Raw genomic sequence first — 23,158 nt, forward strand, 5'->3', positions numbered from 1 at the left:
ACATTTTTGACAAAATGAAAATCCATGTAGCCTCATATTTTCCATACTAACATCTCTTTACTATCCTTGAGGGAGTGAAATTCAGCGCACTGTCGTCTATTACCTAAAAAAGCTCAGCATATGCTGCGGACAACAGAGCTTTTTAAGCCGTCATCACCCGATGTTATTCGCCCAACGTTAAAGATGTCACAAGCTGAGTTTGCGCGGCGACTGGCGTAATTATGAGCACGTTGATGTTTCTCTATTTCCGAGGGGGAGTTTGGTATGATTTGTTAAGCTAAAAATATGTGTCAATAGCAATCGTGGGCTAGCCAAATATGGGAGTATTGCTATTGATAAAACCAATTTTATCATTGAAAAATAGTAGGTTAGCGCAAGAAGTACACATTGTTAAGTTAAGTTAAACCTAGCCTTTTTGGTTCTTTTTCTTTAAGCCTTTGCTTCTTGAGGCAGTCCAGTTTCGCGCAATGCTTTTGTATCTTTTAATGGAGACTCACCAAAAAAACGGCGGTATTCTCGACTGAATTGAGAGGGGCTCTCGTAGCCAACTTTGTATGTTGTCGTCGTCGCATCTAAGTTTTCGGTTAACATTAAACGACGAGCTTCATTCAAACGTAAACTTTTCTGAAATTGTAGAGGCGTCATAGCCGTGACTGAACGAAAATGACTGTAAAATGCAGATTGACTCATTCCACTGTAATCGGCTAGATCACTTACGCTTAATGGTTTAAAAAAGTTATTTCTAAGCCAATCAATTGCTTTAGATATTTGGTAGCTGTGGCTCTGAGTTGTAACGATTTGATTAAGCAGGATACCTTGCTCTGTCGTCAAAAGACGAAAAAAGATTTCTCTTTGAATTATGGGTGCTAAAGCTCCTATATTATCGCTCTCATCCAACAGATCTATTAGTCGAGTGAATGCGTTTAATAGCGACTCAGAAAGTTGTCCAACGGCAATCCCTTTTGTGGTCTTTTTATCGTAGGAAAACAAATTCTTATTTTCAGCAATCAGCTCTGAAATAATTTGTAGATCCAGCTCCATAACCAGCCCGAGATAAGGATGCTCATCGCTTGCTTGCATAATATTAGCAATGACCGGCAAGCCAACAGATGAAACAAGAAAATGATTGGCGTCATAAATATAACTTTCATCACCTAATAGAACACGCTTCTTACCTTGAGCAATTAAACAAACACTCGGGTGATGAATATAACTCGTTGGCGCGGTAGTAGATGGCCATCGGGTTAATTTCAATCCTGGAATTTTAGTCTCGACCTGGTTAACGCCTTTTTCCATCCATTTATCAATTTGTCTCGCCAGCTTTTCAGTATTGGCAACTCTACTTTGTGAACCGTTCATCATCATCCTAGTGGCAATATATATCGTAATGTTTAGTTTTAACATTTGGAATTTGCATAAGCTAATCGCGCTGATTAAAGCACTAGGCTATTAGTACAAATCAAATCCATCAACCGGTTTATATTTTTGTTCATTTTACAGAGACTAACTACCATTAAGTGCTATTGACTCCGACTGATGGCGTTTTTAAATAAAATGATTAGGCAACTTTAGCTATTGCTAGGCTAGTAGCGCTGATTTTATAAACCTTAGCAAAAATAGATGTTCACACTTAAGGCATTGTACTTCTGCCAGGACCAAAACAGCCAATGACATTAATGACCACCACAAACCACCGACATTACCACTTATTCAATGCCAAAACTGAAAACAAAGCTAACTCATATAGGCAAAAGTTGCCATATTATTTTATATGCAGGAATAGGCAATGATAAAAAAACTATAGGCAATAGTTCAGCAAATATAAATGATAAGTTAATCACATCAAAATTGAGCAGCTAACTTAGATGATTTATTTGATTATTTTTCAGAAAAGTCTCTTTCCTTACCATCAATTTAACAGCGATTTTATTTATGAATATAGCGTCAGTAACAGACTCGCTTGAACCTTCAGAGCAAGCCATTATTCCAATCGCGGCATTTACTGCAAGCGGTGATATAGAAAAGTTACAAGTCAGTTTACATGAAGGTTTGGATGCCGGCTTAACGATCAACGAAATTAAAGCAATCCTGGTTCAGATGTATGCCTATGCAGGCTTCCCCCGCAGTTTAAATGGACTTTCTGCGCTTATGAGTGTTGTGGATGACCGGAAAAAAACTGGCATGACTGACATTGTCGGCTCTGAGCCTAAGCCTTTACCTACAGACCGAACCAGCCTCGAGTTCGGTACTGAGAACCAGACCAAGCTAATTGGTGCTGAAGTTAAAGGGCCATTATTTGAATTCTCGCCTGAAATTGATACTTACCTGAAAGCTCACCTGTTCGGCGATATTTTCGAACGAGATTCCTTAAGCTGGAAGCAGCGAGAAATTGCCACAATAGCAGCTTTGGCTAATTTAAATGGTGTAAATAACCAGTTAAGTGCTCACTACACCTTTAGTATGAATAACCATGTATCTGTCAGTCAGCTCAACGAATTTATTCACATTATTGAAAAATATTGCGGCCCTCAGATTGCCGCAAATGCACTGCAAGTACTTAACTCTGTGCTTGACACTCAATAAGGTATAACAGACTCGACAAAGATTTATTTAACCCTAATTCTATCGTTTAATCAGGAGGCCATTTCATGAAAAAAATATTTCGTCGACTGTAAAAGCTAAATTACTCAATAGTTTGGAAGTGATATCGACCGCCAATGCTGAAGCCGATACTAATACAGAACAGACAGCTAATCATTCAAAAGACCATCAATCGTTTCAAGGCCCAGACCTCCTTTTTATCGGCCAAGTTAACGTCGATATGTTATTCCCAGAAAATGACGTCACGAATTACAGTGGCATGGGGCTACAGCTGATGCTGCGATAAAACACCTTGTTATTACATCCTCAAAAAGAGGGTGGAAATGTTATCTGGAAAGAAAAAAGTAGTTAATGAGCAATACGCGACAGCTAGCTAATAAAATTGTACTGGTATCGTTAAATTCAGCTATCGCGTTAGAAATGCTAATACACAACAGCAGGTTACTTATGGTCATGAGGTCGTTGGCTATTACTGTTGAGAACCAAGTTTACATTAACAACAACCCTAATTTTTAAACTGCAAATGTTAAGGATTTAAAATGAGCAATAACGTAGAGAACAAAGTCATCGTAATTACTGGAGCATCAAGCGGTATGGGCGAAGCTGCAGCGCGTCACCTTGCTTCTATGGGAGCCAAAGTCGTTCTCGGTGCTCGCCGCGCTGATCGCATAGAACAATTGGTTTCAGAGATTAAAGCAAAAGGTGGTGAAGCACTCGCTCTGGCAACTGACGTAACCAACAAAAACGATGTTAAAAACTTAGTTGATGCGGCAATTAACACATTCGGACGCATTGATGTTCTTATCAACAACGCTGGAGTTATGCCTCTTTCGATGTTTGAAAGTGTCAAAGTGGATGAATGGGATCAGATGATTGATGTTAATATAAAAGGTGTTCTATACGGTATCGCTGCTGCACTGCCGCATATGATAGAACAGAAAGCTGGACACATAATTAACACAGCATCGGTCGCAGCTCATCTCATTTTCCCTGCATCATCGGTCTATTCTGCAACCAAATTTGCTGTTCGCGCATTAACCGATGGTTTAAGACAAGAAGTCACGCCACACAATATCCGTACGACTTTAATTAGCCCTGGCGCCGTCAAAACTGAGTTACTTGAGCATATTAGTGATAAAGAAGTGCAAAGTGCCAACCAAGATTATGTCGGCCAAGTAGGGATCCCAGCTTCTAGCTTTGCAGATATGGTTACGTTTGCAATTAGCCAACCAGAGTATGTTGATGTAAATGAAATTATTTTTAGACCGACGGCTCAATCTTTGTAACTCTGCCAATTAATCGCCAATATTTTAAGTTTAATTATTGGCGATTTTTATTAGCCAATATCGAGTAACCCTATCGCAACGATTACATACCGTAATTTGTTAACCTACTCTGAGAGGCTAGTTGAAGATAATTGGCTGCATAAAATACATTTTCATCAAAATACAACCAACACAACGGAGGCGTTCTACTATGGAATATACGACACTAAATAATGGCTCTAAAATGCCCATGTTGGGCTTTGGTGTTTTTAAAGTCACCGATAAAGAAGAATGCAAAAATTCAATCCTCAATGCAATCCGTGTTGGCTACCGTCTTATTGATACCGCAGCCGTTTATGGCAATGAAGATGCCGTAGGTGACGCTGTACGTGAAGCAATTAAACACGGCCTCTGCACTCGTGAGGAGTTATTTATTACTTCAAAATTATGGGTACAAGACATGGCCTGCTACGATACAGCGAAAGTTGGCATTGAGGCATCACTTAAAAAATCAGGCTTAGAATATTTCGATTTATATCTACTTCATCAGGCTATGAGCGATTATTTTAGCGCTTGGCGTGCAATGGAAGATGCGTACGAACAAGGTAAATTAAAATCTATTGGTGTATCTAATTTCTATGCTCACGTATTAACCAACTTTTGTGAAACGGTCAAAGTTCTCCCAGTGGTGAATCAGGTAGAAATGCATCCTTACTTTTCACAAGCTGCGGCCATTGAAACAATGAAGTATTACAATGTGCAGCCAGAAGCATGGGCGCCCTTAGGTGGCGGTCGCCATAAACCGTTTGAAGATGAAAAGCTTCAAGGCATTGCAGTAAAACACGGTAAAACTATTGCTCAAGTCATTTTACGTTGGAACGTACAACGTGGCGTCACTGTAATCCCTAAATCGATTAAACCAGAGAGAATTCAAGAGAATTTTAATGTCTGGGATTTCACGCTATCTGCTGATGAGATGGACAAAATCAATAGTCTAGATTTGGGTTACGTTGGTGAAGCTATCAAGCACTTCGACCCAGAATTTGTTCGCGCTTGTCTCGGTGTCAAAATTCACGATTAATCATGCCTCCATTATGACTGATTGAATCCAATATTGGGGCGGTTCATTTAACATTGAAAATATGACTAAACTGTTTGGGATTTCAATTGTTCGAGGATGGAAAGCCCAATAGTCTCACTTTTACAAATTAACCTGTGTTTTGCATTTGTTCCTTGGGATCTATTCTCTTGTTATCAAAATAGTGACTCATGCGCCACTTACTCGATGAGTTTCTGCTCGACATTGTTTGAGGGTAATTTTTAAATTCATGTGGATACGTCAGGCTTTGTCCGTTGTCGCTTTGTTGATTGAGCCAATGAGTGCACAACAACGAGATCTCTAGCTTCAACAGTATTAAGGATAAAGTCGAATTGTCATTTATCGACGATACAAGATAATTTTTTGATTCGCCCAGTGCAATCTACCTCGAAAACGTTTTTGTTCGGTAACCTTGCTTTGATCAGTCGGTGTACAACCGAGCTCTCTGTTTATACCTTTTGTCCAGTGGTCACTTATTGAGCCGTTATTAAAGCTTTGCGAATGTTGATTTTTCAATAGTCGCTTGAGTCAGTGCTTATATTAAGTGAAATGCTAGTTTTTTGGAGTATCAAGCAATTAATTAGCAGGATCTTACTAACAAAACATACGCAAAAACTGCAAAACTAAACCCTCGAAAGACTCTCAATCTAAGCGCTATTAATCAAGGCTGGGTAAATCAGATACAGCCTATGAACAATTACTTAAAGGTGATGTTAACTACCGTTTTGTGAGCGTGAGCTCAACAGTCTCAGCCAAAATTTTAACTTGTCCGGAGAATAACCATGGATATACATACTGAAACGACCAAGATTACTACTGAACAAGATATGCCTAATGAAGGACGTCGCAATATGATGAAGATGACTGGTGCAGGTATTGTTGCGCTAGGGGTTGCCTCGCTAACCACTGGCCAAGCTTTTGCTCAATCATCAATTGCACTAACCGATGAGTGGGACAAAAAATTTGCTAAAAGTGACAAGGTCGATCATAAAAAAGTCACTTTCAAAAACCGCTATGGCATAACCCTTGCCGCTGATCTTTATCAGCCGAAAAACAGCACTGGCAAGCTGCCTGCTATCGTCGTAGGTGGCCCTTTTGGTGCGGTGAAAGAGCAATCATCGGGTCTGTATGCGCAAATAATGGCAAAACAAGGCTTTGTCACCCTTGCTTTTGACCCCTCATACACAGGTGAAAGTGGCGGCGAACCTCGCAATATTGCCTCGCCAGACATCAATACGGAAGACTTTAGCGCTGCGGTAGATTGTATTGGTATGCAAGCCAATGTGGATCGTGAACGCATCGGGATGATCGGCATTTGTGGTTGGGGCGGTATGGCATTAAATGCCGTCGCGGTCGATAAACGTGTTAAAGCCGTTGTAGCAAGCACTATGTATGATATGACGCGTGTTATGTCAAAAGGCTATAACGACAGTGTTACCCTAGAACAACGCACACAAACTCTAGAGCAACTGAGTCAGCAACGTTGGCAAGATGCAGAGAAAGGCACACCAGCCTATCAGCCGTCTTACAACGTGTTAAAAGGCGGCGAATCGCAATTTATGCTCGACTATCATGATTATTACATGACACCACGAGGCTACCATCCACGTGCGGTCAACTCAGGTAACGCTTGGTCACAGACGACGCCATTGTCGTTCATGAACATGCCTTTATTGACCTATATTTCTGAGATTTCTCCTCGTCCGGTGTTGTTTATCCATGGTGAAAAAGCCCACTCGCTCTACATGGCTAAAACAGCCTATGAGAATGCGGCTGAACCAAAAGAGTTGATGGTTATTCCAGGCGCAAGCCATGTTGATTTATATGATCAAGTGGATGTCATTCCGTTCGAGAAGCTCACAAGCTTCTTCAAGCAACACCTCGCTTAATAAATAGTGGGGTATTTGAAGTGAGATGAGAAGGGCACAAGGTAAACCTTTTGCCCTATTAACTAATGAAGTCAATCCGCATCATGTTTAATGCCCACACTTACGATTTAGTTAACTAAGCAGTATTTCCTAAACCATGTGGGCTATTTGAGCACGCATAGCACTTTTGTAAAACCGAGGCGTAACTAAAAAATCTATGAAATCCACTACATCTGATACCTATGATGGAACACCCTCTGATACGGCAAATACTACCGCTCACTGGAGTGGCGTTTTTGCAATGTCTTTATGCGTATTCACGCTTATCGCCTTCGAATTTATGCCAGTTAGCCTGCTAACTCCCATTGCCAGCGACTTACAGATCACTGAAGGAATGGCTGGCCAAGGTATTGCAATATCCGGCGCCTTTGCCGTGCTAACCAGCTTATTACTTCCTACGCTGATCGGCACCATGGACCGCAAAAAGTTAATGTTAATATTAACTATTTTGATGGGGATCTCTGGAACCATTGTAGCGCTGGCTCCAAACTACCTAACTTATATGCTTGGTCGCGGAGTCCTAGGCGTAGTCATTGGCGGATTCTGGTCAATGTCAGCTGCGATGGCTATTCGATTAGTGCCGCCTAATAAAGTCCCTAAAGCATTGGCTGTTTTCAATGGAGGTAATGCGTTAGCAACGGTTATCGCTGCGCCATTGGGCAGTTATTTAGGCTCTTTTATAGGCTGGCGTGGTACCTTTTTAGTGCTTATTCCTATCGCGCTCATTACCTTGATATGGCAATGGCAGGCATTACCTGCAATGAAAACTGAGGTGAGCTCTTCAGGTTCCAAGAATATTCTTAAGGCACTTAACAATCGTGCTGTTGCCTATGGCATGGCTGGATGCGGTGCTTTCTTTATGGGGCAGTTTGCATTATTTACTTACCTGAGACCCTTCCTTGAAACTGTCACCCATACCAGCGTATCTACATTATCTCTGCTGTTGCTTACCATTGGATTTTCAGGGCTTATCGGCACGTTAATCATTAGTACAATCTTAAAACGCACTTTATATGGTTTGCTTGTCGGCATTCCTGCTTTTATGGCGATGATTGCCGTCGCACTGATCCCCTTCGGCAACAATGTACTCATTGTCGCAATACTACTTGCACTGTGGGGACTGGTTGCAACCGCGGCACCTGTTGCGTGGTGGACTTGGCTTGCGCAAGCGATGCCAAATAATGCTGAAGCCGGTGGCGGTTTGATGGTGGCAGTAGCGCAATTATCTATTGCCCTAGGCTCTACTGTCGGAGGAATACTTTTCGATGCAGATGGCTACCAAAGCACTTTTATTGCAAGCGCAGCAGTATTACTCATTGGCGCTTTTCTGGCGTTTCAAGCCTATCGCACACGAGTACACTAAAATATATCCGTCTATTCAAACAATAAAATTTACGAGGCCGCTATTATGAATAACCCTGTTGCTGTCAACATACATAAGGTCAACACCTTATTCATAATAGCACCTCATCAGCGCTTAGCATTCATCAAACCAATTGGGCTATTAGTACTGTTTTTTTTAACACTCGATAGCAGCTATGCAACTGAGTTAACGGCAAGTCCTATCGCAACTAAACACACAGCCATTAAACTGGAGAGTTCGCATATGTGGATAACCATAGGAGATCATCGTTTCAAAGCAACCTTAGCCAACACCAGCGCAGCACGTGAATTTGCTGCCATGCTACCACTGACTCTCGACATGGACGATCTTAACAGTAACGAAAAGCATGCCGAGTTACCAAAATCATTATCAACTGATCCGTATCAACCTGTGACGATCAACAATGGCGATCTGATGCTGTGGGGCTCTCGCACTATGGTTGTATTCTACAAGAAGGTTAATACCTCATACTCATACACGCGTATTGGGCATATCGATGATACTTCAGGCTTGTCGCAACAATTAGGACAAGGTGATGTCACGCTGATATTTACAAAATCGGCCAACTAGTTTCAATGCTTTTCTGTCGGTTTTATCTTTCAATACACACAACATTTCGTTAATACAAGAATCGCAACCGGTTTTTTGGCGAAACAAGTGTAACGTCTGTAAATAATAAACCAATGATAAACATCAACTTTAAACTCACTCGGCACCAGTTTAAGCATATTCAGTTCAACTTGATCGACATTTTACCTGAGGCGAATTTGTTAAGCCGCCTAGTTGGGTGGTGTGGAATGACGACAAAAGATAGTTTGAGTTTGAGCCTCATAATAAAACCATGATTTTTGAAAATTGAGCTGTTTAAAAAGGCTATGGTGTAAAAATCGCTGAGTTAATTAATGGTTAGTTTGGTGCTGGGACTGTTCACTATAATTGGGTGCATGTTTATAAAGCAGTAAAGCGCCGAGTACTGATTGGTAAGCTCAATGCCAAAGTAGGGGCGGGATTACGTTCTTGAAGACAACTACCCGCCATTGATGAATAAAGCTGAGGTTAATTATTTAGTTGCTGACGGGTCTAAGCGCGGCGCCACTAAAGACTCACAAAAGTTTGTTGGCATATTATCTGGTATTGATGTGTTTAAGTGTCGCAGTTACGGTAAGTCGCTAGGCTCTCATAGTATTTAACGTAATAAATGTATTGATAAAGTGAAACGTAGTCATTGAGGCTTTATATATTGCTAAGTCACCACCAAAATCAGCATTGCCTATATTAGAGCGTGTATTCTTATGAGCTGCCCAACCAAACATGAGAGTTTACGTCGGCGGGCTAGCAGTCCTACCTGCATAAAAATTCACCTTCTTGCGCAGGGTATTGGCCAGAGAACCATGTATTTTCACTTTTTGCTCAATATTTTACATCTGGTTTATTATCGTTTTGGTCGGAATAAATAATTGCTTGTCCATTTTCAAATCTTACCCAATCAGGTACTTCAAAGTTAAGTGGTTTATTAGCCGTATATAGGGCAATTACTGCATCTGCGTCATACCGACTTGTTAACAATATTCAATAGTTATTAGTTTGTTTATTGAAAAATACTCCAGGATCACGAAAACAAAGTCGCTATAAGATCCTGTACCAATCAAGGGGTAGTCAATATCAATCACTCGAACAAAACTGAGCATTTATAGCCAAACAGACACAGACTATTTATGTGTTACTAAACGGCGCCATAGCGATTTATTGCCGGTTAAGGGTAAGCATTACTATAATTTAGGTTATTCCACAAACGTCTATAACACTGTTTTTGCTCTATATTACTTCTTATTGGCGCTTGGTTATCAACTTTGTCTTAATAAATCACCACAGCAAGGGATTGATTTTGCATGTGCGGTTGGGGCTATGTGAGCTCAATGTCACGGAGCAACTTCAACGTTATCTCATCAGCAGATTAATGAGTTTATCTAACCGCACAGATTGACTATCTTGGTAATAAAATAAATAGAATTATACATAAAGTTTGCAATATATGTTGAAACTTAGTTTCTTTGATGTTAAAAAGACAACGTTGTTTAAATCAGCAAAAGCTACTTCGAATTTGAATAAATATTCTAATATGTAGACTTTGATAACTAGCCTAAAAACAAAAAAAAGACAACGTTGTTAATTTGTAGTGAGTAATATCAACATTAATTAATTTGATCAATTGGGGACACACATAATGCAAAGGTTTCGTAAAAAGCCACTTACTGCGAGCGTAAGTGCTGTATTAATAGGCTTGCTCTTGCCATACAGTTCTTTAGCAGCTCAACAAGAACAAGTACAAGAGCCTCCTGAGGATGACGATATAGAAGTTATCGAAGTGTCTTATGGATATGGCAGTGTTAAAAAAAAGGACCTAACAGGTGCTGTAAGTTCTGTTAAGTTAGACGATGTAGTTGATATGCCTTCGGGTAATATAATGCAAAACTTGCAGGGGAGAGTACCTGGCTTACAAATTTCAACTAATGGTTCACCGGAGTCTACTGCAACGGTAAGGATACGTGGCCAAGGTTTAGGGCCATTAGGCAATAATGACCCTCTATATGTTATTGATGGTATTCCTACTAAGTCAGGAATGCATGAACTTAATAGCCATGATATTGCTGATATTCAGGTTTTACGAGACGCAGCCGCTGCTAGTATATTTGGTGCACGTTCTGGTAATGGCGTGATAGTCATTACAACGAAAAAAGGTCATGAGGGACTTGATTTTAATTTCTCTGCTAACCAATCTCAAGATGACTATAGCTATGATCTAAATCCGCTTAATACCCAACAACGTGGACAAGCTGTATGGCAAGCTGCTGTTAATGATGGTTCAAATCCAAATTCAGCCAGTTCGCTATATCGTTATGATTGGAATGGTGACTTCAGTAACCCCCAATTAAACGCGGTGATCTTACCTACTTATACCGATCCTCAACAAGTACAGCGTCCTGCAGACACTAATTGGTTTGATGAGGTAACCCGTACAGCTAAAGTTAGTGACCTTAACATTTCTTTATCAGGAGGTTCAGAAAATGCCTCTATTTATACTTCTTTAGGCTATTTCAATTCTGAAGGTGTTGTTGATGGTTCGGAATTTGAACGAATTAGTTTTCGAGTTAATTCGGATTACCAATTAACCGACAAATTAAAAATTGGCGAAAACTTCACTGTTACTAATCAAGAGTCAAATCTCATCAATGCGAGAGCTAGTGAAATTCTAGGGCTGGCAATAGAGCAACAATCTATTGTGCCCGTTTACAATGATGAAGGCGGCTGGGGTGGCCCTGTTCCTGGTGTCACGGACCGCGATAATCCAGTTAGAATAATTGAAATGAACCGCGATAATGTCAGTCGGTTTAATAAACTAATGGGTAATATCTTTTTTGAATATGAATTAATTGATGGGTTAACGCTAAAAAGTACTGTTGGACTTGATTACGGACAATACTACTTCAGAAACTATACTCGTGCGTTTCAAGCTGGCTCATTAAACTACGGAGATCAACTTTCAGTTACTGAAAACTGGAATAGTAGTTTTAGTTGGACTAACACTGCAGAGTATAAATTAGATGTTGGTGATAATCACAGTTTTACCTTTTTAGCCGGTACAGAACAAATCGATTATGAGTATGAAGGCTCTGTTGGTTTTGGTTCAGGTTTTGCCTCTGATGATCGTGATTATGCTCATTTATCACAAGCAACTGGAGACGTACGTGTTGAAGGTGATGGTGATAAGTGGACACTCGATTCTTACTTTGCTCGTATGGATTATAACTTTGATGATCGCTACCTCGCTGGGCTCACTATTCGTCGCGATGGTTCATCTCGGTTTGGTAGTAATAATAGTTACGGTAATTTTCCAGCTGCTTCAGCGGGATGGGTCATTAGCAACGAATCATTTTATGACTTCGAGTTTTTAAGCACCTTAAAAGTACGAGCTAGTTGGGGTAAAACGGGTAACCAAGAAATTCCTACAGATGCAACATATACAACGTATTTAAGTCGATATGCAACACAGTCTTTATTCACTGATCAGCAAGATGAAGGCACCGCTTATGATATCGGCGGCGCTAATGGCGGCACCTTACCTTCAGGTTTTGTCAAAGCTCAAACAGGTAATGATGATCTAAAGTGGGAAACTTCAACGCAAAAAAATATTGGCATTGATTTTGGCATGCATTACGACACGATTTACGGCAGCATTGATTGGTTTGAAAAAACCACTGAAGATATCTTAACTCTTACCAACCCTATTGCGACGCTAGGTGAAGGCGCTCAGCAGTGGGTTAATGGTGGCACAATAGAAAACTCAGGTTTCGAATTTATAATTGGCTACGCAGATTACCTTTCATTCGATAGCCTAGATGATGATATTGATGTTGATATAAGCTTCAATATTTCTTCCGCTAAAAATAAAGTTGTTTCCCTTCCAAAAGATGTTGTTAACTCCTTTGGCGGCAATGGCGCTGATAAGACAATTGTTGGCCATTCTATTAATTCAGTTTATGGCTACGTTGCCGACGGTTTATTTCAAAATCAAGGTGAAATCGATGCTCACGCTGTTCAATCAGGTGCTGGCTTAGGAAGAGTTCGTTGGCAGGATCTTGATGGCAATGGTGTTATTAATGAAAACGACCAAACATTTTTTGCCGATACCGATCCTGATTTTATCTATGGCATGAATATGAACTTTAAATACAAAAGCTGGGATTTCACTATGTTCTGGCAAGGTGTTAAAGGAGGTCAAATTCGAAATGGTTGGCGTGGATTCACAGACTTTACATCACTCAACATAGGTTCTAACTATGGCGATCGTGTTCTTAATGCTTGGTCAAGCAGCAATACTGATACCGATGTTCCTGCGTTAACTGCAATTGATAACAATGGTGAGGGTCGTCAATCAAGCTTATTTTGGGAAGAGGGTACCTATCTTAAATTGCGCAATTTATCTATAGGGTATACCCCCGATGAACAGTGGTTAAGTCACTACGGTATAAGTTCTGCACGAATTTATTTTCAGGGAAGTAACTTATTGACCATTACGCCATCAGGGACGTTAACTCAGGATCCTGAAACTCCGAACGGAACCTTCCCAAATCCTAAACGTTTCACGTTAGGCGTGAACCTCACTTTTTGATTTATTAAAACAAAAACGATACGAGCACTTATTATGAATAAAATAAAAACGCTATTTTCAGCAACTACATTTGCTCTTTTTTTAGCTTCGTGTGGTGGTTCTGATCTTGATGTTGCACCTTCAGGGGTATTGACCGAAGAACAAGTTTCTAACAGTAAAAATGTAGATGCGTTGATCATCGCAGCCTACTCATATCTAGGTAACGATCATTATACCGCGCCTAACTTTTTATGGCCGACGGGGAATTTACGCGCAGGAGACGCCCATAAAGGCGGTAATGGACCTGGTGATATTTTTGCTTATCATGCTTTGTCTTTATATCAGCCAGTAGTGCCTGATATGGAGTCATTCCCGCCAGATTTGATTGATTTGAACAACAAAAAATGGGTGCGTAATTACACCGGTATTTCAAGAGTCAACTCAGCATTAGCGGTAATCGCAAATGCGCCAGATGCAATTGAAGACAGTGCTGCAAAACAATCCGAACTGCGGTTTATTCGCAGCATTTTCTACTTTGATTTAAAAATACATCATAAACATATCCCGTGGATTGATGAAACAATGACACAAGATCAGATACTTCTCACGACTAATAGTGATCTGAGCGATCAGGAGTTATGGGATAAAATTGCTGCTGATTTTGAGTTTGCTGCCAATCATTTACCACAAACTCAAAAAGATGTCGGGCGAGCTTCAGCGTTATCTGCTAAGGCATATTTAGCTAAAGCATTGCTCTACCAGGCTTATGAGCAGAATGAGTTACATCAAGTTATCAATATTAATAAAGATAAACTTGTAAAAGTGGTCGCTCTGGTTAATGAAATTGAACAGGCGGGCGTATATGGCTTATTTGATGATTACGCGAATAACTTTTTGTTTGAAAGTGAAAATGGCAAAGAATCAGTATTCGCTATTCAGCGTTCTTTAAATGACGGTTCGCCAGATGGACGTGGAAGCTGGCCTAGTGCATTAAATGCCCCATTGGCTGGAGGATTTGGTTGCTGTGGTTTCCATGTACCAACAGAAAATTTTGTCAATGCGTTTAAAACAGATCAACAAGGCTTACCGTTATTTGACACTTTTAACGATTTCAATTACGACAAGGTGACCGATGCCGTTGATCCTCGCCTAGATCATACTGTGGCGATGGAAGGTAAACCATTTAAATATGACGAGAATTTGATCCACGGCGGTGATAGTTGGGCTCGAGCTCCGGGGATATATGGCAACTTTACAGCGATGAAGGATCTTGAACACCCAGATTGTAGTTGTCGTGGTCAGAATGGACCATTTCCTATCTTTTCATTAAATACACCGCTCATTCGTTACGCTGATGTATTACTTTGGAAAGCAGAAGCGTTAATTGAGTTAGATCGGTATGACGAAGCATTGCCAATCATCAATCGCATTCGTGAGCGCGCTAAAAATAGCACCGGTAAATTACACAACGCCAGTATTTATAATATTGGCTCATATACAAGTTTTGTTTCTAAAGAGCAAGCAAGAGAGGCATTGCGCTTTGAGCGACGTTTAGAATTAGGGCTTGAAGGACATCGCTTTTTTGACTTAGTGCGTTGGGGAATAGCGAAAGAAACGATTGATAGTTATTTAGCAATTGAAGCGTTACGCAAACCTTATTTGGCCGATGCTGTTTTCACTAAAGGTCGTGATGAGTATTTACCTATTCCGAATCAGCAAATGATTTTAAGTGGTGGGTTGTATACACAAAACCCGGGTTATTAATAGCGGTTGCTTGTATACACAAACTCAGGTGATTAATAGCGGTGGTTTGTATACACAAAACTCAGGTTACTAATTAATGGTGGGTTTCGGCCCACCTTTTAAATTTAACGTGTTAAGAGCGATTATGAAAAAAATTATTTACTGGTCAGCGACTGTTGCAGTTGCTGGATTTTTATTTGGTTTTGATACCGCGGTTATATCCGGTGCTGATAAACCTATTCAAGCATTATGGAATACGAGTTCGTTATTTCATGGTCTTTTTATTATGTCTTCGGCTTTATGGGGGACACTACTTGGTGCATTAACCGGTAATTACCCATGCGATAAGTGGGGGAGAAAACCCACATTGATTTTAGTCGGGGTGTTATTTTTTATTTCGGCACTTGGCTCTGCCATGGCTCCTGAAGTTTACAGCTTTGCTTTATTGCGATTTATTGGCGGTGTGGGAGTGGGGATTTCTTCAATTGTTGTACCTGCCTATATTTCTGAGATTGCTCCAGCTAAGTTCCGTGGCCGTTTGGTTGCGCTTTATCAGTTCCAAATTGTATTTGGTATCTTAGTCGCGTTTGTTTCTAATTTTTTAATTGCAGGTACATCCTCAATTGATTGGCGTTTAATGTTAGGTGTGGAGGCAATACCTGCCTTAGCTTATTTGTTAATGATCATTAAGGCACCTGAAAGCCCACGTTGGTTAGTGCAAAAGAAAAATCAGAGAACCAAAGCGCGTTCCATTTTAGTTACCTTAGGTGAAGAAGATCCTGACCAAGTATTAAATGAAATTGAGCGCGACAAGTTACACAACAGTCAATCAAAGCTATTTGGTGGTAGTTACAATAAGGCCATATTATTTGCATTTTTATTTGCCGCATTTAATCAATTATCAGGCATTAACTTTATTATTTATTATGCCCCGCGTGTATTTGAACTTGCTGGTTTGGATGTAAATCAATCATTACTTTCAGGCGCAGGGATCGGTGTGGTTAACTTATGTTTTACCATGCTAGGTTTATCATTGATTGATAAGTATGGTCGCCGTGCGCTGATGTATATAGGCTCAATTGGCTATGTTATTTCTCTTTCGGTGGTGGCATGGGCGTTTAGTACGGATTCTGGCGGCTTAACGGTTGTAGCGTTTGTATTTGTATTTATTGCCGCTCATGCCATTGGCCAAGGTACCGTTATTTGGGTCTTCATTGCAGAAATATTTCCTAATAATGTACGTTCAAAAGGTCAGTCTTTGGGCTCAGGTACGCATTGGTTTTTTGCCGCAGCAATCACTTTACTTATGCCATTTTTCTTAGAGCGCTTTAGTGCCACTGAAGTGTTCACTTTCTTTACGTTAATGATGTTAGGGCAGTTAATTTTTGTTGCGTGGTTTATGCCAGAAACAAAAGGACGGTCTTTAGAAGCAATTTCATTAGATACCAATAATAAGCATGGAGCATTAGATGCGAACCGTTAATTTAGTGTTAATTTCATCATTTTTGGCAGCATGTAGCATGACAAATCAAACTGAACAAACTGCCCTTGAGGGTGTAGATAAACCTAGCAAAGAGGTGTTTCGTCCCGCTTTTCATTTTACCCCTAAAAAGCATTGGATGAATGATCCTAACGGTATGGTTTATTACCAAGGTGAATATCATCTGTTTTACCAGCATAATCCTGATTCATCTGTATGGGGGCCAATGCATTGGGGACATGCAATTAGTAAAGATATGGTTCATTGGCAGCATCAAGACATTAAGCTGTTTCCTGATGAGCACGGTACTATCTTCTCCGGTAGTGCGGTGGTTGATTGGCAAAATAGTAGCGGCTTTGGCACTAAAGAAAATCCACCATTAGTGGCTATATTTACTTATCACGATGATAAAAAGGCTGCACTGGGGGCGATTGATTTTCAAACCCAAGGCGTAGCATATAGCACCGATAAAGGTCGTACATGGAAAAAATACGCTAATAATCCGGTATTAAAAAACCCTGGGATCCGTGATTTTCGTGATCCTAAAGTAAGTTGGCATGAGGATACCCAGCAGTGGGTCATGGTATTGGCCCAAGATGATCATATTGGCTTTTACAGCTCAAAAGATTTAAAAACATGGCAATTTGAAAGTAACTTTGGCGCCGATTGGGGAAGTCACGCAGGTGTATGGGAGTGTCCAGACCTTATTCGCGTGCGTATTGAAGGCACAGATGAATATAAATATGTTTTATTAGTGAGCATCAACCCAGGCGCGCCAAATGGCGGCTCTGGTACACAATACTTTGTCGGCGATTTCGACGGTGAAAAATTTGTACTTGATAGTGATTATCAAAAAATGCTTACCGCAACGCCAGCCGTTTTCCCCCAAGGACTTGATTTTTCTAATTTCAAGAGTGGTTTAAAAAATTGGCAAGTATCTGGTGATGCATTCCATATAGTTAATGATCAACCAGCAAATACGATTGCCAGTTCTTTTAAAGGTTCTGATAAGGCAATTGGCACATTAACCTCAACATCATTTGCGATCGATCATGATTTCATTAACTTCAAGATTGCAGGCGGAAAGCATCACAATAGTACCGCAATACAGTTGTTAGTTAATGGCGAGATTGTTAAAACCGCAAGCGGAAATAATACCGGTACTATGACAGAGCGTTCATGGAACGTGAGTCAATTAAAAGGCCAGCAAGCTTATATTAAAGTGGTCGACAATGAACGAGGTGATTGGGGGCATATAAAAATCGCTGATATCGTATTTTCTGATAATGCAGCAAATGAAAGATACGAACCTTCAATATGGTTAGACTACGGCACAGATAATTATGCAGGTGTCACTTTTTCTGATGTCAAAGACGGTAGACACTTATTTATGGGGTGGATGAGTAACTGGCAATACGCAAACCAAGTACCCACTGAAGTATGGCGCAGTGCAATGACGATTCCCAGAGAATTAACCTTATTGCAAACAGCAAGTGGCGTGCGTTTAGCATCTCAGCCTATTAAAGAACTCGATAGTTTATTGAGTAACACACAACAAAAGGCAAGCCTAACTGGTGCAAATAGCTATCAGTTAGATGAGCTTTTTACTGTTGAACCTGGGCAATTTAAGGTGAGCTTTAGTTTATCAAACGCTGAGCAAGTTACTGATATCGTGCTTAGCTCTGATACGGGTGAATACACTAAGCTGCAGCTAGACCCAGCTCAAGGGCAACTTGTACTTGATCGCAGACAATCAGGTTTAAAAGACTTTGAAGATGGTTTTGCATCTTTACAAACAGCCCCATTACAAAAGGGCCTTGAGTATTACGATGTTGAGATATGGGTAGATAAAGCGTCGGTAGAAGTGTTTGTAAATAAAGGGGTTAGCTCTATGACCTCGATTGTTTTTCCAACCTCTCCTTACAATAAAATACAAGTAAGTTCTGAGCAGCCTTTGTCGCTTAGTGACGTTAAGTTAAATAATATAGCAATAGAAAAATAACTTCCAAAATGACTCTATATTATTATAGAGTCATTAATCTTTCTCCAAGGCTATGCGATATATGAGTAGCAACTATCGACTCTTAAGTGTCATTTTGTTTGTTTATTTTATGGCATGGTCTTTTTCTTTTTCATTATTTCCTATTTGGCTTAGTCAAGAAGTAGGCCTCAATAGTGCTAAAGTCGGGATTATCTTTAGTATTAATTCCATCATGGCTTTACTCGTGATGCCTTGCTACGGCATTTTGCAAGATAAACTCGGTTTACAAAAAACACTACTTTACTTCATTGCATTTTTCATCATGTTGATTGGCCCGTTTGTTAGTTATGTATACGCGCCACTACTACAAACGCAGTTTTATCTGGCTGCTATTTTAGGCGGTGCCGTTTTTTCATGTGCATTTTTAGCTGGAGTAGGGACGCTTGAAAGTTATATTGATAAACAAAGTCGCTCGACGAACTTTGAATTTGGTAAAGCTCGAATGTGGGGGTCACTGGGTTGGGCCATGGCAAGCTACTTTGCCGGTTTATCGTTTAATTTATCCCCTAGTTTAAATTATTGGTTATCAAGCATTGCGGCGGTTTGCTTAATAGGTTTTTTAGCCTTTGTTAAGGTCGCACAAAATCAGAGTGAAATAGCGCCTTCTCGAACTTTTACTCCTGTAAAACAGCTTAAAGCCTTTTTTAAAATCGCAGGACTGTGGCGGTTAAGTGTGTTTGTGATCGGTGTTAGTTGTATTTATGCGGTATTTGATCAGCAATTTGCTATTTATTACACCTCTTTTTTTGACACCCCAGAGCAAGGTCGAGAAATTTTTGGCTATTTAACTTCAGCGCAAGTTATCCTTGAAGCGGTTATTTTGTATTTAGCTGTAAAATGGGTGAATTATTTGGGCGTTAAAAATTCGTTGCTGTTAAGTGGTGTATTGATGGCGATGCGAATATATTGCTCGGGGGTTGTTAGTGATCCTATCAGCATTAGTTTATTGAAATTGTTACACGCAATTGAATTACCGCTGATGCTGATTGCGTTATTTAAATATATAAATATGCATTTTGACGCTCGCTATTCAGCGATGATCTATATTATTGGCTTTCAATTTACTACGCAATTGGTGGCATCAATGTTAGCCGTCGGGGTAGGCGTTGTATATGATCATGTAGGCTTTGCGTTAGCCTATCAATATTTGGGTTTGGTTATCTGTGTGTTTATCGTATTATCGTTTTTTGCATTAAAGGCAGATGCTATTAAAACGAATTGCGAGCAATCAATTTAAACGGTAAGTGGTGGTGAACAATATCAGTGCGCTGCTCTATAAGATACTCCATTGCCCAACGTCCCATCGCATGATGTGGTAATGCCATGGTGGTTAAATTTGGTTGTAATAATTCTGGAATACTGCCCCAATCATCAAAACTTGCAATACCAATGTCCTTACCAACTACCATTCCTTTATCATGCACAACAAAATAAATTTCCAGCGCCATGGGATCTTGCCCGCATATAATAGCATCAGGTTTAAACTCGTCTATCACTCGCGCCGCAGATTCTCTCGAGGTAGAAATATCACTACCATCGGCTTGACAAAAAATAACCGATTCAATGAGTAAATCATCTAATGGTAAGCCGTGCTTTTTAAATGAATTTATAACGCCTTGTTTGCGACCTTTGGCAGCAATTATATGCTCATTTAAGTTTAAGAAAGCAATTCGGCGATAGCCTTTACGTATTAATGCATCGGTAATATCTTCACCGGCTTGTTGCTCATCAGGTACTACGCAAGGAAAGTTATTTGAAGCAGGGAAGCAGTTAGCTAAAATAGTTGGGATTTTTTTTAGTTCATCAGCGATTACAACTTGGCGATGATACATTGCTGAATAGATAACACCCTCTACGCGATACTCTAAAAGGCTTTCGATAGCTCTGTCTATACTCGCTTGGGTTTCGTTAACATTGAGGATCAACAGTTCTTTATTTTTCTGCCAAGCAATTTCTTGGGCACCACGAATAATATCGAAAGTATAAGGAACACTAAGCAGTTCATCAGCAATAATTGCGTAAATGTTTGATTTTTTACGTCGCGTTAAGCTTGCCGCACGATTAGGGCGATAATCTAATTCTTTTATTGCTTTAAGAACCTTCTCGCGGTTAATCTTTTTGACTGTTGGATCATTATTGACCACTCGCGATACTGTCTTGAATGAAACACCTGCGTGGACAGCCACTTGCTTAATTGTAACCATACTAGAATAAGACCCTCTCTGAGTCATTAGAGTATAACAGCTGATTAGATTTTATTTATGTGTTTTTATAATAGTTTTATTACAAATATAAGCAGTAACTATAAATCTTGGCTTACTGTAGCCAAATTTTTTATTGCTAAATCAGATGATTTTTGACCACAAACATCTGGAGAATATACAGCGTTATTGAGTAAGCAAAAAGGTAAACTTACTCAACAGACAAGCTTTAAATTGAAACCTTGGGAATATAGAGTGTATGTTCAGTGATATTAATAAGCTAAGCGAAAATTTTATACATTAAATAGTCACATAATGGTGCTCAAACGAGTGCTAATTATTATAGTTACTCGTTTGAGTGCCAATGTAATGAAGAAAATAAAGGAAAAGAGGCTTGAATTTATCTATTACCGAAAATCTATACCTTAATTTTAGGGCAACAAAAACTTAAAAGCCGCAGAAAAAGAATCCAAGGATCTCACTACTCTGTTTTATCCTTAAATTCACACAGGTCTTCGATAATACAGGAGCCGCAACGGGGTTTTCTGGCTAAGCAAGTGTACCGTCCGTGAAGAATAAACCAATGATGAACATCCACTTTAAACTCATTCGGCACCACTTTAAGCATATTCAGTTCAACTTGATCGACATTTTTGCCTGGGGCAAATTTAGTCCGGTTTGCTAACCTAAAAATATGCGTGTCAATGGCAATGGTTGGCCAGCCAAAAGGTAATTATGCTAGACAGGCGCAAAGGTTTGCATTCGTATTCATGTTAATGGACTGTTTAAAATAATGTCGCTACATCGTATATTCTTTGAACTTAATCGTTTAAGGTGTTCCACAAATGAAAAAACTTACGCTCATATTACTGCTTTTAGGGCTGTGTGCTTGTACTAATATAAGTAAAAAAACTAAGACAACGAATATTTCCTCAAATTATGTTCCGCAAGAATATGTGAAGTTAACGCATCCTCAGTGGAGTAAGAATGCAAGTTTTTATCAAATTAATACGCGACAGTTCACGCCTGAAGGAACATTTGCAGCCGCTGAGCATCAACTACCACGATTAAAAGAACTTGGCGTCGATATTCTTTGGTTAATGCCGATTCATCCGATTGGCGAAGAAAACAGAAAAGGGTCGCTGGGTAGCCCTTATTCAGTAAAAGATTACTACGGTGTTAACCCTGAGTTTGGTACTTTAGATGACTTAAAAAGCTTTGTTAATGCTGCTCACGAATTAGGTATGTACGTTATTTTAGATTGGGTCGCGAATCATAGTGCCTGGGATAATGAATTAAGGCATAAGCACCCAAATTGGTATACAAAAAATTCGCAAGGCAATTTTCAACCTACGCCTTGGTGGGATTGGTCAGACATAATAGACTTTGATTATAACGTACCAGAAATGCGTGAATACATGACTGATGCAATGAAGTATTGGGTCAAAGAAGCTAACATTGATGGTTATCGATGTGATGTAGCAGGTTTTGTTCCTCTAGATTTTTGGGAAAACGTTAGGTCAGAGCTAGACGCGATCAAGCCTGTTTTTATGTTAGCTGAATGGGAGATGCGGGATTTACATGCTAAAGCTTTTGATGCTACTTATGCATGGTCTTGGCAGGAAGCTATTCATGATATTTTAAGTGGTCACGCTGATCTAAATAGGTTGTTTGTATACTATTCATGGAATGAGGGAGCTTACCCAAAAAATAGCTACCGGATGACGTATGTTTCAAATCACGATGCTAATTCGTGGGAAGGTACCGTATTTGAACGTTATGGTAGTGAAGAAAAAGTAGCGACAGCTATTGTATTGTCTATTGTCGGTGAAGGTATGCCATTAATTTATAATGGACTTGAAGCTGGGAATAATAAGCGGCTTGAGTTTTTCGAAAAAGATCCTATTAAATGGAAAGAGCATGAGTTTAAGCCATTGATTCAGAAGCTCTTAGCTTTACAGAAACAAAATAGTGCGTTATGGCATGGCAAGTATGGCGCGAGAATGGAACGTATTTATAATACTAACCCGACTGAAGTGTTTAGTTTTATACGCGAAAATACCAAAGATAAAGTGTTTGTTGTGATTAATTTTTCTGATAAAGAGCAAGATATTCAATTTATGGGGCCACAAACAGCTGGAGTATATACAGAGCTATTTAGCAAACAAAAGGCAACGCTTACTGAAGACACAAGCCTTAAGTTGGCGCCTTGGGAGTATAGAGTTTATGTTCAGTAATAATTAAAGGTTAAGCGGCTATTTAAGGTT

At 39.8% G+C, this 23,158-nt stretch carries 16 protein-coding genes and 1 pseudogene; 14 read left to right on the plus strand and 3 right to left on the minus strand.

The window, feature by feature from the left end:
* Positions 1–429: 429 nt before the first annotated feature.
* The gene (locus tag GW828_RS08635; RefSeq protein ID WP_124018193.1) at positions 430–1,359 is read right to left on the minus strand and encodes an AraC family transcriptional regulator; all 930 of its coding nucleotides are present in this window, start codon (positions 1,357–1,359) and stop codon (positions 430–432) included.
* Positions 1,360–1,932: 573 nt separating this feature from the next.
* Between GW828_RS08635 and GW828_RS08640 the strand changes: the two genes are divergently transcribed.
* The 13 genes from GW828_RS08640 to GW828_RS08705 all read left to right on the plus strand — a co-directional run bounded on the left by GW828_RS08640 (position 1,933) and on the right by GW828_RS08705 (position 19,927).
* The gene (locus GW828_RS08640) at positions 1,933–2,583 is read left to right on the plus strand and encodes a carboxymuconolactone decarboxylase family protein (protein WP_273058162.1); all 651 of its coding nucleotides are present in this window, start codon (positions 1,933–1,935) and stop codon (positions 2,581–2,583) included.
* Between the two features lie 118 nt (positions 2,584–2,701).
* Entirely contained in the window at positions 2,702–2,887 is a 186-nt protein-coding gene (locus GW828_RS08645; protein ID WP_273058161.1) for a hypothetical protein, read from the plus strand.
* Between the two features lie 253 nt (positions 2,888–3,140).
* Positions 3,141–3,887, plus strand: a complete 747-nt coding sequence (locus GW828_RS08650) for an SDR family oxidoreductase (protein WP_124018195.1) — start codon at positions 3,141–3,143, stop codon at positions 3,885–3,887.
* A 190-nt stretch (positions 3,888–4,077) separates the two neighbouring features.
* Positions 4,078–4,947: an aldo/keto reductase gene (locus tag GW828_RS08655; protein ID WP_182723678.1), complete on the plus strand. Its 870-nt coding sequence runs from the start codon at positions 4,078–4,080 to the stop codon at positions 4,945–4,947.
* A gap of 800 nt (positions 4,948–5,747) precedes the next feature.
* The gene (locus GW828_RS08660; protein ID WP_182723679.1) at positions 5,748–6,854 is read left to right on the plus strand and encodes an alpha/beta hydrolase; all 1,107 of its coding nucleotides are present in this window, start codon (positions 5,748–5,750) and stop codon (positions 6,852–6,854) included.
* 196 nt (positions 6,855–7,050) lie between these two features.
* Positions 7,051–8,256: an MFS transporter gene (locus GW828_RS08665; RefSeq protein ID WP_273058160.1), complete on the plus strand. Its 1,206-nt coding sequence runs from the start codon at positions 7,051–7,053 to the stop codon at positions 8,254–8,256.
* A gap of 45 nt (positions 8,257–8,301) precedes the next feature.
* Entirely contained in the window at positions 8,302–8,847 is a 546-nt protein-coding gene (locus tag GW828_RS08670) for a cyclophilin-like fold protein (protein ID WP_220492610.1), read from the plus strand.
* Positions 8,848–9,317: 470 nt separating this feature from the next.
* Positions 9,318–9,467, plus strand: coding sequence for a hypothetical protein (locus tag GW828_RS08680; protein ID WP_182698577.1), 150 nt, complete (start codon positions 9,318–9,320; stop codon positions 9,465–9,467).
* Between the two features lie 1,034 nt (positions 9,468–10,501).
* Positions 10,502–13,447 carry a SusC/RagA family TonB-linked outer membrane protein gene (locus GW828_RS08685; protein ID WP_273058159.1) on the plus strand — a complete coding sequence of 982 codons (2,946 nt, stop codon included), beginning with the start codon at positions 10,502–10,504 and terminating at the stop codon, positions 13,445–13,447.
* A gap of 33 nt (positions 13,448–13,480) precedes the next feature.
* Positions 13,481–15,190: a RagB/SusD family nutrient uptake outer membrane protein gene (locus GW828_RS08690; RefSeq protein WP_273058158.1), complete on the plus strand. Its 1,710-nt coding sequence runs from the start codon at positions 13,481–13,483 to the stop codon at positions 15,188–15,190.
* A 124-nt stretch (positions 15,191–15,314) separates the two neighbouring features.
* Complete coding sequence (locus GW828_RS08695; RefSeq protein ID WP_182756202.1) at positions 15,315–16,652, plus strand: sugar porter family MFS transporter; 1,338 nt, start codon at positions 15,315–15,317, stop codon at positions 16,650–16,652.
* A complete protein-coding gene (locus GW828_RS08700; protein ID WP_273058157.1) occupies positions 16,639–18,651 on the plus strand; it encodes a glycoside hydrolase family 32 protein in 2,013 nt (670 codons plus the stop codon). Before GW828_RS08695 ends, GW828_RS08700 begins: the two co-directional genes overlap by 14 nt.
* Before the next feature lie 61 nt (positions 18,652–18,712).
* A complete protein-coding gene (locus GW828_RS08705) occupies positions 18,713–19,927 on the plus strand; it encodes an oligosaccharide MFS transporter (protein WP_273058156.1) in 1,215 nt (404 codons plus the stop codon).
* Here the strand turns inward: GW828_RS08705 and GW828_RS08710 are convergent.
* Together GW828_RS08710 and GW828_RS08715 are read right to left on the minus strand one after the other, a co-directional pair.
* Positions 19,899–20,894, minus strand: coding sequence for a LacI family DNA-binding transcriptional regulator (locus tag GW828_RS08710; RefSeq protein ID WP_182698583.1), 996 nt, complete (start codon positions 20,892–20,894; stop codon positions 19,899–19,901). The genes GW828_RS08705 and GW828_RS08710 overlap by 29 nt on opposite strands.
* 478 nt (positions 20,895–21,372) lie before the next feature.
* Positions 21,373–21,618 (minus strand): annotated as a pseudogene (locus GW828_RS08715) (endonuclease III); the annotation flags it as partial.
* 118 nt (positions 21,619–21,736) lie between these two features.
* Here GW828_RS08715 and GW828_RS08720 point away from each other — a divergent pair.
* Positions 21,737–23,128, plus strand: coding sequence for an alpha-amylase family glycosyl hydrolase (locus GW828_RS08720; protein ID WP_124014715.1), 1,392 nt, complete (start codon positions 21,737–21,739; stop codon positions 23,126–23,128).
* Positions 23,129–23,158: the final 30 nt, after the last annotated feature.

It is taken from the genome of Shewanella vesiculosa, from assembly GCF_009994065.1.
GTDB classification, from domain to species: Bacteria; Pseudomonadota; Gammaproteobacteria; order Enterobacterales; family Shewanellaceae; genus Shewanella; species Shewanella vesiculosa.

Bases quoted from the DNA above. Each gene is read 5' to 3' on its own strand.
- GW828_RS08685 (WP_273058159.1), top strand. From the start codon at position 10,502: ATGCAAAGGTTTCGTAAAAAGCCACTTACTGCGAGCGTAAGTGCTGTA.
- GW828_RS08665 (WP_273058160.1), top strand. From the start codon at position 7,051: ATGAAATCCACTACATCTGATACCTATGATGGAACACCCTCTGATACG.
- GW828_RS08660 (WP_182723679.1), top strand. From the start codon at position 5,748: ATGGATATACATACTGAAACGACCAAGATTACTACTGAACAAGATATG.
- GW828_RS08670 (WP_220492610.1), top strand. From the start codon at position 8,302: ATGAATAACCCTGTTGCTGTCAACATACATAAGGTCAACACCTTATTC.
- GW828_RS08635 (WP_124018193.1), bottom strand. From the start codon at position 1,359: ATGAACGGTTCACAAAGTAGAGTTGCCAATACTGAAAAGCTGGCGAGA.
- GW828_RS08695 (WP_182756202.1), top strand. From the start codon at position 15,315: ATGAAAAAAATTATTTACTGGTCAGCGACTGTTGCAGTTGCTGGATTT.
- GW828_RS08690 (WP_273058158.1), top strand. From the start codon at position 13,481: ATGAATAAAATAAAAACGCTATTTTCAGCAACTACATTTGCTCTTTTT.
- GW828_RS08700 (WP_273058157.1), top strand. From the start codon at position 16,639: ATGCGAACCGTTAATTTAGTGTTAATTTCATCATTTTTGGCAGCATGT.
- GW828_RS08655 (WP_182723678.1), top strand. From the start codon at position 4,078: ATGGAATATACGACACTAAATAATGGCTCTAAAATGCCCATGTTGGGC.
- GW828_RS08720 (WP_124014715.1), top strand. From the start codon at position 21,737: ATGAAAAAACTTACGCTCATATTACTGCTTTTAGGGCTGTGTGCTTGT.
- GW828_RS08650 (WP_124018195.1), top strand. From the start codon at position 3,141: ATGAGCAATAACGTAGAGAACAAAGTCATCGTAATTACTGGAGCATCA.
- GW828_RS08710 (WP_182698583.1), bottom strand. From the start codon at position 20,894: ATGGTTACAATTAAGCAAGTGGCTGTCCACGCAGGTGTTTCATTCAAG.
- GW828_RS08640 (WP_273058162.1), top strand. From the start codon at position 1,933: ATGAATATAGCGTCAGTAACAGACTCGCTTGAACCTTCAGAGCAAGCC.
- GW828_RS08680 (WP_182698577.1), top strand. From the start codon at position 9,318: ATGAATAAAGCTGAGGTTAATTATTTAGTTGCTGACGGGTCTAAGCGC.
- GW828_RS08705 (WP_273058156.1), top strand. From the start codon at position 18,713: ATGAGTAGCAACTATCGACTCTTAAGTGTCATTTTGTTTGTTTATTTT.